At 71.1% G+C, this 13223-nt stretch carries 12 protein-coding genes; 3 read left to right on the top strand and 9 right to left on the bottom strand.

Annotated elements, in window-relative coordinates; genetic code table 11:
• Positions 1-19: 19 nt before the first annotated feature.
• Genes ACFYZB_RS17080 through deoC form a run of 3 tightly spaced genes read right to left on the bottom strand, consistent with a single transcriptional unit; the run spans position 20 to position 3293 of the window.
• Positions 20-904 carry an aldehyde dehydrogenase family protein gene (locus ACFYZB_RS17080; RefSeq protein WP_388759092.1) on the bottom strand — a complete coding sequence of 295 codons (885 nt, stop codon included), beginning with the start codon at positions 902-904 and terminating at the stop codon, positions 20-22.
• Entirely contained in the window at positions 897-2327 is a 1431-nt protein-coding gene (locus ACFYZB_RS17075) for an aldehyde dehydrogenase family protein (RefSeq protein WP_388759090.1), read from the bottom strand. Before ACFYZB_RS17075 ends, ACFYZB_RS17080 begins: the two co-directional genes overlap by 8 nt.
• A gap of 6 nt (positions 2328-2333) precedes the next feature.
• Positions 2334-3293, bottom strand: coding sequence for a deoxyribose-phosphate aldolase (gene deoC / locus ACFYZB_RS17070; RefSeq protein ID WP_351209236.1), 960 nt, complete (start codon positions 3291-3293; stop codon positions 2334-2336).
• 147 nt (positions 3294-3440) lie between these two features.
• Here deoC and ACFYZB_RS17065 point away from each other — a divergent pair, with 147 nt between their 5' ends.
• Positions 3441-4139 carry a PH domain-containing protein gene (locus ACFYZB_RS17065; protein WP_388759088.1) on the top strand — a complete coding sequence of 233 codons (699 nt, stop codon included), beginning with the start codon at positions 3441-3443 and terminating at the stop codon, positions 4137-4139.
• Here the strand turns inward: ACFYZB_RS17065 and ACFYZB_RS17060 are convergent.
• From ACFYZB_RS17060 to ACFYZB_RS17040, 5 genes are all read right to left on the bottom strand, one after another.
• Positions 4129-4632 carry a hypothetical protein gene (locus ACFYZB_RS17060; protein WP_351209196.1) on the bottom strand — a complete coding sequence of 168 codons (504 nt, stop codon included), beginning with the start codon at positions 4630-4632 and terminating at the stop codon, positions 4129-4131. The genes ACFYZB_RS17065 and ACFYZB_RS17060 overlap by 11 nt on opposite strands.
• A 302-nt stretch (positions 4633-4934) precedes the next feature.
• On the bottom strand, positions 4935-5486 hold the full coding sequence (locus tag ACFYZB_RS17055) for a hypothetical protein (RefSeq protein ID WP_388759086.1): 552 nt from the start codon (positions 5484-5486) through the stop codon (positions 4935-4937).
• A gap of 472 nt (positions 5487-5958) precedes the next feature.
• Complete coding sequence (locus ACFYZB_RS17050) at positions 5959-7590, bottom strand: phospho-sugar mutase (protein WP_388759084.1); 1632 nt, start codon at positions 7588-7590, stop codon at positions 5959-5961.
• A gap of 120 nt (positions 7591-7710) precedes the next feature.
• Positions 7711-8535 carry a purine-nucleoside phosphorylase gene (locus tag ACFYZB_RS17045; protein WP_351209193.1) on the bottom strand — a complete coding sequence of 275 codons (825 nt, stop codon included), beginning with the start codon at positions 8533-8535 and terminating at the stop codon, positions 7711-7713.
• A 202-nt stretch (positions 8536-8737) separates the two neighbouring features.
• Positions 8738-9175 carry a gamma-glutamylcyclotransferase gene (locus ACFYZB_RS17040; protein WP_351209191.1) on the bottom strand — a complete coding sequence of 146 codons (438 nt, stop codon included), beginning with the start codon at positions 9173-9175 and terminating at the stop codon, positions 8738-8740.
• A gap of 95 nt (positions 9176-9270) precedes the next feature.
• Here ACFYZB_RS17040 and ACFYZB_RS17035 point away from each other — a divergent pair, with 95 nt between their 5' ends.
• A complete protein-coding gene (locus ACFYZB_RS17035; RefSeq protein WP_388759081.1) occupies positions 9271-10719 on the top strand; it encodes an NAD(P)H-quinone dehydrogenase in 1449 nt (482 codons plus the stop codon).
• 166 nt (positions 10720-10885) lie between these two features.
• Complete coding sequence (locus ACFYZB_RS17030) at positions 10886-11821, top strand: DeoR/GlpR family DNA-binding transcription regulator (protein ID WP_388759079.1); 936 nt, start codon at positions 10886-10888, stop codon at positions 11819-11821.
• A gap of 149 nt (positions 11822-11970) precedes the next feature.
• Here the strand turns inward: ACFYZB_RS17030 and ACFYZB_RS17025 are convergent.
• Positions 11971-13223: biotin/lipoyl-containing protein (locus ACFYZB_RS17025; RefSeq protein WP_388759077.1), on the bottom strand; the 1253-nt coding region annotated here is incomplete at its 5' end.

Genomic DNA, 13223 nt, shown 5'->3' with positions numbered 1-13223 from the left:
CGTCAGGCCGTCGTGGCCGTCAGTACGACGAGCCCGACGCGCCCAGCGAACCCGTCGGGTGCCAGACCGTCTTGGTCTCCAGGAACGCCGTCATGCGGTCGATGCCCGGCGTCTCGGAGTAATCCACAGCCTGTGGACGGAGAACCCGCTTCAGGTTGTCCGCCGCCGCGATCTCCAGCTCCTTCGCCAACTCCTCGTCCGCGCCCGCGAGGTCGATCGCGTTGACGTCCTGGTGCGCGGCAAGCGGCGCCGCGAGCTCCGCCGTACGGCCGGAGAGGATGTTCACCACACCGCCCGGCACATCGGAGGTGGCCAGCACCTCGGCGAGGGAGAGGGCCGGAAGGGGGGACTTCTCGCTCGCGATCACGACCGCCGTGTTGCCGGTGGCGATGACCGGCGCGAGCACCGAGACCAGGCCCAGGAACGACGACTGCTGCGGGGCCACGACGGCCACCACGCCCGTCGGCTCCGGCGAGGAGAGGTTGAAGAACGGCCCCGCGACCGGGTTCGCGCCGCCGGTCACCTGGGAGATCTTGTCCGTCCAGCCGGCGTACCAGACCCAGCGGTCGACCGCCGCGTCCACGACCGCGGCCGCCTTCGACTTGGACAGGCCCTCGGCGTCGGCCACCTCGCGCACGAACTGCTCGCGCCGGCCCTCCAGCATCTCGGCGACGCGGTAGAGCACCTGGCCGCGGTTGTACGCCGTCGCACCGGACCAGCCGCCGAACGCCTTGCGCGCGGCCACGACCGCGTCCCGGGCGTCCTTGCGGGAGGAGAGGGGCGCGTTCGCCAGCCAGTTTCCCTTCGAGTCCGTCACCTCGTACACCCGGCCGCTCTCGGAACGCGGGAACTTCCCGCCGACGTACAGCTTGTAGGTCTTGAAGACGCTCAAACGGTCAGACATCGAGGTATGCCTCCAGGCCGTGGCGGCCGCCCTCGCGGCCGAAGCCCGACTCCTTGTAGCCGCCGAACGGCGAGGTCGGGTCGAACTTGTTGAACGTGTTGGACCAGATCACGCCCGCGCGGAGCTTGTTCGCGACCGCCAGGATGCGGGAGCCCTTCTCGGTCCAGATGCCCGCCGACAGGCCGTACTGCGTGTTGTTCGCCTTGGCGACCGCCTCGTCCGGCGTGCGGAAGCTGAGGACCGACAGCACCGGGCCGAAGATCTCGTCGCGGGCGATGGTGTGCGCCTGGGTGACGTTGGTGAAGAGCGTCGGGGCGAACCAGTAGCCGGAGGACGGCAGGTCGCAGGCCGGCGACCAGCGCTCGGCGCCCTCCGCCTCGCCCCGCTCGGCCAGCGCGGTGATCCGGGCCAGCTGCTCGGCGGAGTTGATCGCGCCGATGTCGGTGTTCTTGTCCAGCGGGTCGCCGAGGCGCAGGGTGGACAGGCGGCGCTTGAGGGAGTCCAGCAGCTCGTCCTGGATCGACTCCTGCACCAGCAGACGGCTGCCCGCGCAGCAGACCTGGCCCTGGTTGAAGAAGATGCCGGTGACGATGCCCTCGACGGCCTGGTCGATCGGGGCGTCGTCGAAGACGATGTTGGCGCCCTTGCCGCCCAGTTCGAGGGTGAGCTTCTTCCGTGTACCGGCGACCGTGCGGGCGATCTCCTTGCCGACGGCCGTGGAGCCGGTGAAGGCCACCTTGTCGACGTCCGGGTGCGCGACGAGCGCGGCGCCCGCGTCGCCGTAGCCCGGGAGGATGTTGACGACACCCTTGGGCAGACCGGCCTGGCGGCAGATGTCCGCGAAGAACAGGGCCGACAGGGGGGTGGTCTCCGCCGGCTTCAGGACGACCGTGTTGCCGGTCGCGAGCGCCGGGGCGATCTTCCACGCCAGCATCAGGAGGGGGAAGTTCCAGGGGATGATCTGGCCTGCGACGCCCAGCGGGCGCGGGTTCGCGCCGAAGCCGGCGTGGTCGAGCTTGTCGGCCCAGCCCGCGTAGTAGAAGAAGTGGGCCGCCACCAGGGGGAGGTCGGCGTCCCGCGTCTCCTTGATCGGCTTGCCGTTGTCCAGCGTCTCCAGGACGGCCAGCTCGCGGCTGCGCTCCTGGATGATCCGGGCGATGCGGAACAGGTACTTGGCGCGCTCGGAGCCGGGCAGCGCCGACCACTTCTCGAACGCCTTGCGGGCAGCCCTGACGGCACGGTCGACGTCCTCGGCGCCGGCCTGGGCGACCTCGGAGAGCACCTCCTCCGTCGAAGGCGAGACGGTCTTGAAGACCTTGCCGTCGGCCGCGTCCACGAACTCGCCGTCGATGAACAGGCCGTACGAGGGTGCGATGTCGACGTTTCCGCGGGACTCGGGCGCGGGTGCGTACTCAAAAGCCATGGGGGATCAGTCCACCGTCACGTAGTCGGGGCCGGAGTAGCGGCCGGTGGCCAGCTTCTGGCGCTGCATCAGCAGGTCGTTCAGCAGCGAGGAGGCGCCGAAGCGGAACCAGTGGTTGTCCAGCCAGTCCTCGCCCGCGGTCTCGTTGACCAGGACCAGGAACTTGATCGCGTCCTTGCTGGTGCGGATGCCGCCGGCCGGCTTCACGCCGACCTGGACGCCGGTCTGGGCGCGGAAGTCCCGTACGGCCTCCAGCATGAGGAGGGTGTTGGCGGGGGTCGCGTTCACCGCCACCTTGCCGGTCGAGGTCTTGATGAAGTCGGCGCCGGCCAGCATGCCGAGCCAGGAGGCGCGGCGGATGTTGTCGTACGTCGACAGCTCGCCGGTCTCGAAGATGACCTTCAGCCGGGCGGCCTCGCCGCAGGCCTCCTTCACGGCGACGATCTCGTCGTACACCTTCAGGTACTTGCCCGCGAGGAACGCGCCCCGGTCGATGACCATGTCGATCTCGTCGGCGCCCGCGGCGACGGCGTCGCGGACGTCGGCGAGCTTCACGTCGAGCGCGGCGCGGCCGGCCGGGAAGGCGGTGGCGACGGAGGCGACCTTCACGCCGGAGCCGGCGACGGCCTCCTTGGCGACGGCCACCATGTCGGGGTAGACGCAGACCGCGGCGGTCGTCGGGGTCGTACGGTCCGTGGGGTCGGGGTGGACCGCCTTGGCGCCGAGCGCCCGGACCTTGCCCGGGGTGTCCGCGCCTTCCAGCGTCGTCAGGTCGACCATCGAGATGGCGAGGTCGATGGCGTACGCCTTCGCGGTGGTCTTGATGGAACGGGTGCCGAGAGAGGCGGCGCGCGCCTCCAGGCCGACCGCGTCGACGCCGGGCAGCCCGTGCAGGAAGCGGCGCAGCGTGCTGTCGGACGCGGTGACATCCGAGAGAGCGTGAGCTGTGGGTGCGGTAGTGGGCATGGTCACCAGACGAGCATATCTACGCGCGTAGCAGCTGTACAGCCCCGAGCGGCTCCGCGTGCTCATTCCCCGGCCGAAGATCACGGATGAGCGCCGGATTCCGGGCCGCGTGGGGGCACCGCCGCCGGTGTCATGCAGACTGGGCCCATGACCACCCCCGACCACCAGTCACCCGCGTCACAGCCCCCGGCCCCCACCACCAAGGACCGGGTCTACCGCTCGCCCATGGCGCTCGTGGGCGGCGTGCTGCTGCTCGTCGTCGTCGGCTGGCTCGGCTCCGACGCGCTCTTCCAGGCCCATGGCCGCGCACCGTGGCTGGCACTCGCCGCGATGATCCTGATCGTGCCGCTGGTGATCGCCTTCACGCTCCGCCCGGCGGTTTTCGCCGGCGAGGACCGGCTGCGGGTGCGCAACCCGTTCCGGGTGATCAGCCTGCCCTGGGGCGAGGTGGCCGCGCTGCGCTCCGGCTACTCCAACGAGGTCGTCGCGAAGTCCGGCAGCAAGTACCAGCTGTGGTCGGTCCCCGTGTCGCTGCGCGCCCGCAAGAAGGCGGAGCTGCGCAGGTCGCGGGCGGCGGCGGACGCGGCGCGCGGCGGGGCTCCGACGCGCCGCGCCTTCGGCTTCGGCGGCACGGGCGGCTTCGGCGGCGCCGGCGGGGCGGACCTCCCGGCCGGACCGACCCGCGCGGAGACCGACCAGGTCATGGACGACCTGCGGGAACTGCTGGACCGGCGCGGGGCGGAGGAGACGGCGCAGGGTGAGGTCACCGTGCGCTGGGCGTACGAGGTGATCGCGCCCGCGCTGGCGGGTGCGGTGCTGCTGCTGATCCTGGTCGCTACGGGCTGAGGTTCTCCGGGGGGCGCGGCACGCGGCAGCGCGGGCTGTGGAACATGCGTGAGCCTCCGCCGCCGTTCGCCCTCGACGGATGGAACCTGCGGTTGAAGTTCATGGGGATGTCCAGCGCGAAGAAGTTCTTTCCGTTCCCCGTCCGCGCGCGCAGGCGGATCCGGTGCTCGGCCACCGGCACCGCATCGGGCAGCCGCAGGATCCACTCCTGCTTCCACGGCCCGGCGCCGGGTCTGGTGTCGGCCGGCAGCTGCGCGCCCATGCACGCCAGCAGATCGGGCAGCCGGTAGCACCTGTCCAGCATCTTCACCGGACCGAACTTCATGATCACACTGCAGGTGACCCTGGTCAGGTCGACGCTCTCCTTGAGGTGACCGTCCATCTCGCAGCGGACCTGGTGCCCGAGCCACGGCAGGGCGGGGGTCAGTGTGATGGTGAGGAGGTCCAGGACGTAGGTGTCGTCGCTGATGTCCTCCACCAGGGCCACACTCATCTCACTCACCCCGCAGTGTCGAATACGAACGCCCCTTCACCCGTTCGGGGTGGGGAGGCGATGGAAAGGAAGCCGACGGCCGTGGTGCCGGGACGGGCACCGACGCAAGGGCGTCCGGGCGGACAGCACCGGCGCTGCGGCCGGTGCGGGAAACGACGGCCGACCGGACACCCGGCATGCGGCGCCCCGGGTCCGGTTCCGGCGGGATGCGCACCGCGCGTGGGCCGTCGGACAATGGTCGGGGCTGGTGCTCCGGCCCGATTCCGGCGGGCCGGAGCACCCCTCGTGCAGCGGGCTCCGGGCTACTTCCCGCCGCCCCAGTTCCCGCCGTCCCAGTTCCCGCCGTCCCAGTCTCCGCCGTCCCAGTCGCGGTGGACCACGCGGAAGCTGGCGACCACGGCGTCCTTGATGTGGACGCCGTCGATCTGCCGCACGTGCACGCCTTCCGCGGAGCTGTGGGGTCCGACGGTGGCGACAGGAGCGCCGTTGTCGCAGACCAGCCCCCGGAAGACCTCGACGGTCTTGCGGCTGTCGTTGCGGATGTTCAGGCTCTTCGCGCCCAGGCCGCTGACCACGGTGATGCAGTCGCCCGGGTGGGCGGAGTACGAGCGCTCGTTGATGTCGATGCGGCCCCAGTCACCCTCGCGGCGCTCGCCGCCCTCGCGGCGCTCGCCGCCCTCGTTGCCCTTGCCCTGCCCGTTGTCGCCGCCGAAGGGTGCCGCGGCGGGAGCGGCGGCCGGGGCGGACTGGAGTGCCGGGGCGGAGGCCGCCGAGGCGTAGGTGATGCCGGTCGCGGCCAGGGCGGAGGCGGCCGCGACACCAGCTGTGACCACGGTGGAACGGGGGAGCTTCATATCGCTTCTCCTGTCTCCGGTTTCAGAGATACCGGCCCGTCAGCCGGCTTGGAGTAAAAGTACCCATGCCGGTCATATTGGTCATATAGGAAGACAGGGATTGAGGGCCGATAGGGGTATTTTCGGTGCCGCACACCGGCCCTCGGGTGCACCGACAGCCCGTCAAGTCTCCAGGAAGAAAAGAAGATTGACCGACTATTAACCCTTTTGACGGATCTTCTGACGCATGCTCATCTCCGTCGTGTCGCAGCGTGTCGCGCGGTGCGGCAGCGTGTCGCCGCGGGCGGCAGGGGCGAGCCGTGTTAGGGCGTGCCGCGCCGGTGCCGTCGGCTGCGCAGGGTGCGTCTGCGGCAAGGGGGGTGATGTGCCTTTCCACTGCGGGGAGTTGGGGAGATCCGTCGGCCCGGAACGGCGAAATGGGGTGCCCCCGGGCCAGGGGCACCCCATCGGTGTCGTACCGGTGTCGTACGGATCAGATGCCGGCGGCCGCCGACAGATCCCGCTTGATCGTGGTGAGCAGTTCCGTCGCGCGGGCGCGGGCGGCCGGAAGCGCCGCGTGGTCCGCGACCGGTACGACGACCTCCAGGTAGCACTTCAGCTTCGGCTCGGTGCCGCTCGGGCGGACGATCACGCGGGCGCCGTCGAGGGTGTAGCGCAGGCCGTCCGTGGGCGGCAGCCGGTCCGTGCCCCGGGTGAGGTCCTCGGCACGGACGACGGCCAGGCCCGCCAGCTCGGTCGGCGGCTGCTCGCGCAGGCGGCCCATCGCGTCCGCGATCAGGGAGAGGTCCTGGACGCGGACCGACAACTGGTCGGTGGCGTGCAGGCCGTGTTCCACGGCGAGGTCGTCGAGGAGGTCGAGGAGGGTACGGCCCTCCTCCTTCAGTACGGACGCCAGCTCGGTGATCAGCAGGGCGGCGGTGATGCCGTCCTTGTCGCGCACGCCCTCGGGGTCCACGCAGTAGCCGAGGGCCTCCTCGTAGCCGTAGCGCAGGCCGTCCACGCGGGCGATCCACTTGAAGCCGGTCAGCGTCTCCTCGTAGGGGAGGTTCGCCTTCTCGGCGATGCGGCCCAGGAGGGAGGAGGAGACGATCGACTCCGCGAACACGCCGGTCGCGCCCCGGCGGACCAGGTGGGCGGCGAGCAGCGCCCCCACCTCGTCGCCGCGCAGCATCCGCCAGTCCCCGCCGTCCTTGACGGCCACGGCACAGCGGTCGGCGTCGGGGTCGTTGGCGATGACCAGGTCCGGGTCGGTCGTACGGGCCTGGGTGAACGCCAGGTCCATCGCGCCCGGCTCCTCCGGGTTCGGGAAGGCGACCGTCGGGAAGTCCGGGTCGGGCTCGGCCTGCTCGGCGACCAGCACCGGCTCCGGGAATCCGGCCCGGGCGAAGGCGGCCAGCAGGACGTCCTTGCCGACGCCGTGCATCGCCGTGTAGACCGTGCGGGCGGTGCGGGGGGAGCCTGCGGCCAGCACGGCGTCCGTACGGGCCAGATAGGCGTCCAGGACCGCGTCGTCCAGAATCTCCCAGCCGGAGTCCGGGCGCGGTACGTCGTTCAGGGAGGCGATCGCGTCGATCTCGGCGGCGATCTCCGCGTCGGCGGGCGGCACGATCTGGGAGCCGTCGCCGAGGTAGACCTTGTAGCCGTTGTCCCGGGGCGGGTTGTGGCTGGCGGTGACCTCGACGCCCGCGACCGCGCCGAGATGCCGTATGGCGAACGCCAGGACCGGGGTGGGCAGCGGGCGGGGGAGTACGGCGGCGCGCAGGCCGGCGCCGGTCATCACGGCGGCGGTGTCGCGGGCGAAGTCGGCGGACTTGTGGCGGGCGTCGTAGCCGATGACGACGAGTCCACCGGCGTGGCCGGTCTTCTTCAGGTATGCGGCGAGGCCGGCGGCTGCCCTGATGACGACGCTGCGGTTCATGCGCATGGGGCCGGCGCCGAGTTCGCCGCGGAGACCTGCGGTGCCGAACTGGAGGGTGCCGGAGAACCGGGCCGACAGTTCCCTGACGTCACCGGCCTCGATCAGCTTGGCCAGTTCGTCCCGGGTCTCCGGGTCCGGGTCCTCGGCGAGCCATGCGCTGGCCTCGGCCATGAGATCGTCGTGCACCTTGGGATCAACCTCTCCGTGTTTGCCTGGTCCACCGGGGGCTCCGCCCCCAGACCCCTTGTGCCCATCCGCCCACCCGAAACCGTCGGCTGGAAGGTGGGCGGACGGGCTCGGCGGCGTTTACAGCTTGCCCAGTACCTGGCCCAGCAGCTGGCCCATGCGTGCCGCCGAGTCGCGGCCCGCCTGGAGGACCTCCTCGTGGTTCAGCGGCTCGCCGGTCATGCCCGCCGCCAGGTTGGTGACCAGGGAGATGCCCAGCACCTCGGCGCCCGCCTCGCGGGCGGCGATGGCCTCCAGGACCGTGGACATGCCGACGAGGTCCGCGCCGATCACGCGGGCCATGCGGATCTCGGCCGGGGTCTCGTAGTGCGGGCCGGGGAACTGCGCGTAGACGCCCTCCTCCAGGGAGGGGTCGATCTCCTTGCACAGGGCGCGCAGGCGGGGGGAGTACAGGTCGGTCAGGTCGACGAAGTTGGCGCCGACGATCGGGGACGTCGCCGTCAGGTTGATGTGGTCGCTGATCAGGACCGGCTGGCCGGGGCGCATGCCCTCGCGCAGGCCGCCGCAGCCGTTGGTCAGGACCACCGTCTTGCAGCCGGCGGCGACGGCCGTGCGGACGCCGTGGGCGACGGCGGCGACGCCACGGCCCTCGTAGTAGTGCGTGCGGCCCAGGAAGACCAGGGCGCGCTTGTCACCGAAGGAGTACGAGCGGATCTTGCCGCCGTGCCCCTCCACGGCCGGCGGCGGGAAGCCGGGCAGCTCGGTGACCTGGAACTCGGCGTCGGGTGCGCCCAGGGCGTCGACGGCCGGAGCCCAGCCGGAGCCCATCACGAGGGCGACGTCGTGGGTCTCGGCGCCGGTGAGTTCGCGCAGGCGCGCGGCGGCGGCGTCGGCGGCGGCGTACGGGTCGCCCTGGATGTCGTCCGGAAGAAGAGATGCGTTCACGTGGTCGAGGGTAGCCGGTCTTCGCCTACGCGCGTAGATGACAGACGTCACGGGATGGCGATCGTTGTCTTGTCGTTTCCGACGAAGGCCGTCGCGCGGGCAGTGCCGTCACTCGTCGGTGATGAGGATGTCCTTGTCGTCGAACACCTCGACGATGAAGACGAGCTGCGTCGGTGCAGCCAATTTTGGAGTCGGCGCCCGCTCAGCAGGGGCGTTTGCGCAGCTCCATCACATAGTCGTGCGGTGCCCCCGCCGACTCCGCCGCGTCCGCGATCTCGCCCAGGTAGCTCGCCGAGGGCAGGCCGCCCTCGTAGCCGTTGAGGACGTACGTCCACGCCCCCTCCTCGCCGTCCAGGGTGTGCACGCGCACGCGCACCCGGCGGTAGAGGTCGTCGCCCACGCCCTCCCACCGGTCGAGGGACTCCTCGTCCAGGGGTGCGATGTCGTACAGGCCGACGAAGACCTGTGCCAGCGGATCCTCGACGATCGTCGCCAGCGCCCCCTCCCAGCCCAGCTGCTCGCCGCCGAACGTCAGCCGCCAGCCGTTCAGCCAGCCCGTGGCGCGCAGCGGGGAGTGCGGGGCGCGGAAGGACATCAGGCGCGCGTCGAGGTTGCCGGCGTACGCGGCATAGAGCGACATGGGGAGAGCGTACGGCAGGGAAAGTCCCGTCACTCGCGCCCCGTACGACACTGGCGTGCGCCCCCGGGCAGTAGCACCTTGAAGCGTGCGGGACAATGGGGTACGTGACTCGGATCGTGATCATCGGTGGCGGACCCGGCGGATACGAAGCGGCCCTGGTGGCCGCCCAGCTCGGTGCGGAGGTGACCGTCGTCGACTGCGACGGTCTGGGCGGAGCGTCGGTGCTGACCGACTGCGTGCCGTCGAAGACGCTCATCGCTACGGCAGAGGTGATGACCACCTTCGACTCGTCGTACGAGGAGCTCGGCATCATCGTCGCCGACGACACCCCGCCGCTGGAGCAGGCGGCCCGGGTCGTCGGGGTGGACCTCGGGAAGGTCAACCGCCGGGTGAAGCGGCTGGCCCTCGCCCAGTCCCACGACATCACCGCCTCCGTCACCCGCGCCGGCGCCCGGGTCATGCGCGGCCGCGGCCGGCTGGAGGGCATGCAGGCCCTCGACGGGTCCCGCAAGGTCGTCGTCACCGCCGCCGACGGCACCGAGGAGACCCTCACCGCCGACGCCGTCCTCATCGCCACCGGCGGTCACCCGCGCGAGCTCCCCGACGCCCTGCCCGACGGCGAGCGCATCCTGAACTGGACCCAGGTCTACGACCTCAGCGAGCTGCCGGAAGAGCTGATCGTGGTCGGGTCGGGTGTCACCGGCGCCGAGTTCGCCGGCGCCTACCAGGCCCTGGGGTCGAAGGTCACGCTGGTCTCCTCCCGGGACCGGGTGCTGCCCGGTGAGGACCCCGACGCCGCCGCCGTGCTGGAGGACGTCTTCCGGCGCCGTGGCATGAACGTCATGGCCCGTTCCCGCGCCGCCTCCGCCAAGCGGGTCGGGGACCGGGTGGAGGTGACGCTGGCCGACGGGCGCGTCATCAGCGGCACGCACTGCCTGATGGCCGTCGGCGCCATCCCGAACAGCGCGGGGCTGGGCCTGGAGGAGGCGGGCGTCAAGCTGCGCGACTCCGGGCACATCTGGACCGACAAGGTCTCCAGGACGACCGCCCCCGGCGTGTACGCGGCCGGTGACGTGACCGGGGTCTTCGCCCTGGCCTCCGTCGCCGCCATGCAGGGACGTATCGCCATGTACCACTTCCTCGGCGACGCGGTGGCCCCGCTGAACCTGAAGACCGTCTCCTCGAACGTCTTCACCGACCCCGAGATCGCGACCGTCGGCTACTCGCAGGCGGACGTGGACGCGGGCAAGATCGACGCGAGGGTCGTCAAGCTCCCCCTGCTCCGCAACCCGCGCGCGAAGATGCAGGGCATCCGGGACGGCTTCGTGAAGATCTTCTGCCGGCCGGGCACGGGCATCGTCGTCGGCGGTGTGGTCGTCGCGCCGCGCGCCTCGGAACTGATCCACCCCATCTCGATCGCCGTCGACAACAATCTGACGGTCGAACAGATCGCGAACGCGTTCACGGTGTACCCCTCCCTTTCGGGGTCGATCGCGGAGGTGGCCCGGCAGCTGCACACCCGCAAGGCCGGCGCGGAGGCCTGACGGCCGGATTCGACTTCCCGCTGGTCACGGGGAGTTGCCGCGTGTGCGTACGGCATAGTCGGGGCGGGTAGGTCCTATACCACTTCCCGCCCCACCATGCGAACAACTTCTGTTATTCGGCGCAAACTGCTGAAACCAGACGGTCGCTGGGGTTACTGTCAGTTTCGTGTTCGCTGCTGAACGTCGCCAATTGATCCTCGAAATGGTGCGAGCGAACGGTGCCGTGTCGCTCCGTGAACTCGCCCGCGTCGTCCAGACCTCCGAAGTGACCGTACGGCGGGACGTGCGGGCACTGGAGGCAGAAGGACTCCTCGACCGCCGGCACGGCGGTGCGGTACTGCCGGGCGGGTTCACCCGGGAGTCCGGCTTCCCGCAGAAGTCGCATCTCGCGACCGCCGAGAAGACGGCCATCGCCGACCTCGCGGCGGGCCTCGTCGAAGAGGGTGAGGCCATCGTGGTCGGGGCCGGTACGACCACGCAGGAGCTGGCCCGCCGGCTCGCGCGGGTGCCGGGCCTGACGGTCGTCACCAACTCCCTGCTGGTCGCACAGGCGTTGGCCCACGCCAACCGGGTGGAGGTCGTCATGACCGGCGGCACCCTGCGCGGCTCCAACTACGCCCTCGTCGGCTCCGGAGCCGAACAGTCCCTCCAGGGGCTGAGAGTGTCCAAGGCCTTCCTCTCCGGGAGCGGGCTCACCGCCGAACGCGGGCTGTCCACCTCCAACATGCTCTCGGCGTCCGTCGACCGGGCCCTCGTCCAGGCCGCCGCGGAGGTCGTGGTCCTCGCGGACCACACCAAACTGGGCACGGACACGATGTTCCAGACCGTGCCGACGGATCTCATCACCCGCCTGGTCACCGACGAGCCGCCCGCCCACGACGACCGCGCCGCCACCGAGTTGCAGGCCCTTGCCGACCAAGGGGTGCAGATCGCCGTGTCCGGGGCGAACGGAGCCCCTCCGGGGGGTGAGCAGGCCCCGGCGCGGCGCGCATCCCTGCCGGGGCCTAGGCGGGGCGTCCCCGGAGGTGGGTTGCGTGGAGTGCTGGGGGACCAGCCGGCGGGGGCCGAACGGGGGCGTGTCGCCGATCTGCGGCGGCGCTGAGGGGACCTGAGTCCGATCGCCGCCGGCGTTCGTGTCGCCGGGCGTGCCGGGCGGGCCCAGAGGCCCCGGCGCCCTCCGGAAACGCGGTTGGCCCCCGGCCTGCACCGGGGGCCAACTCGTTGTCGTACGGCAGGACTTCAGTCCTCGTGTCAGTCCTTGATCTCGCAGATCGCCGCGCCGGAGGTGACGGACGCGCCGACCTCCGCGCTCAGGCCCTTGATGGTGCCCGCCTTGTGGGCGTTGAGGGGCTGTTCCATCTTCATGGCCTCCAGGACGACGACCAGGTCGCCCTCCTTGACCTCCTGGCCCTCCTCGACGGCGACCTTGACGATCGTGCCCTGCATCGGGGAGGCGAGGGTGTCGCCGGAGGCGACGGGGCCGGACTTCTTGGCCGCGCGGCGCTTGGGCTTGGCGCCGGCCGCGAGGCCGGTGCGGGCCAGGGACATGCCCAGGGAGGACGGGAGGGAGACCTCCAGGCGCTTGCCGCCGACCTCGACCACGACCGTCTCGCGGCCCGACTCCTCCTCCGCCTCGGCCTCGGCGGGGGCGGCGAAGGGCTTGATCTCGTTGACGAACTCGGTCTCGATCCAGCGGGTGTGGACCGTGAACGGGGCTTCGCTGCCGGTGAGTTCGGGGGCGAACGCCGCATCCTTGACCACCGCGCGGTGGAAGGGGATCGCCGTGGCCATGCCCTCGACCTGGAACTCGTCCAGGGCACGGGCGGCCCGCTGAAGGGCTTCCCTGCGGGTACGGCCGGTCACGATCAGCTTGGCCAGCAGGGAGTCCCAGGCCGGGCCGATCACGCTGCCGGACTCCACGCCCGCGTCCAGGCGGACACCCGGGCCGGACGGCGCGTCGAAGCGGGTGACCGTGCCGGGGGCCGGGAGGAAGTTGCGGCCCGGGTCCTCGCCGTTGATGCGGAACTCGAAGGAATGGCCCCGCAGCTCCGGGTCGTCGTAGCCGAGCTCCTCGCCGTCGGCGATGCGGAACATCTCGCGCACCAGGTCGATGCCGGCGACCTCCTCGGTGACCGGGTGCTCGACCTGGAGGCGGGTGTTGACCTCCAGGAAGGAGATCGTGCCGTCCTGGCCGACCAGGAACTCGCAGGTGCCCGCGCCTTCGTAGCCGGCCTCCTTCAGGATGGCCTTGGAGGCGCGGTAGAGCTCGGCGACCTGCTCCTCGGACAGGAACGGCGCCGGGGCCTCCTCGACCAGCTTCTGGTGGCGGCGCTGCAGCGAGCAGTCACGGGTGGAGACGACGACCACGTTGCCGTGCTTGTCGGCCAGGCACTGGGTCTCCACGTGCCTGGGGCGGTCCAGGTAGCGCTCGACGAAGCACTCGCCGCGGCCGAAGGCGGCGACCGCCTCACGGACGGCCGACTCGTACAGCTCCGGGACCTCTT

Origin of the sequence: Streptomyces sp. NPDC001852 (genome assembly GCF_042891825.1) — a bacterium.
Classification (GTDB): Bacteria; Actinomycetota; Actinomycetes; order Streptomycetales; family Streptomycetaceae; genus Streptomyces.
Note: the sequence above shows the minus strand (reverse complement) of the source record. Positions and strands in the feature narration are given on the sequence as shown.

Excerpts from the sequence above, each read along its gene's own strand:
- ACFYZB_RS17080 (WP_388759092.1), bottom strand. The coding sequence starts at position 904 with ATGTCTGACCGTTTGAGCGTCTTCAAGACCTACAAGCTGTACGTCGGC.
- ACFYZB_RS17075 (WP_388759090.1), bottom strand. The coding sequence starts at position 2,327 with ATGGCTTTTGAGTACGCACCCGCGCCCGAGTCCCGCGGAAACGTCGAC.
- deoC (WP_351209236.1), bottom strand. The coding sequence starts at position 3,293 with ATGCCCACTACCGCACCCACAGCTCACGCTCTCTCGGATGTCACCGCG.
- ACFYZB_RS17065 (WP_388759088.1), top strand. The coding sequence starts at position 3,441 with ATGACCACCCCCGACCACCAGTCACCCGCGTCACAGCCCCCGGCCCCC.
- ACFYZB_RS17060 (WP_351209196.1), bottom strand. The coding sequence starts at position 4,632 with ATGAGTGTGGCCCTGGTGGAGGACATCAGCGACGACACCTACGTCCTG.
- ACFYZB_RS17055 (WP_388759086.1), bottom strand. The coding sequence starts at position 5,486 with ATGAAGCTCCCCCGTTCCACCGTGGTCACAGCTGGTGTCGCGGCCGCC.
- ACFYZB_RS17040 (WP_351209191.1), bottom strand. The coding sequence starts at position 9,175 with ATGTCGCTCTATGCCGCGTACGCCGGCAACCTCGACGCGCGCCTGATG.
- ACFYZB_RS17035 (WP_388759081.1), top strand. The coding sequence starts at position 9,271 with ATGGGGTACGTGACTCGGATCGTGATCATCGGTGGCGGACCCGGCGGA.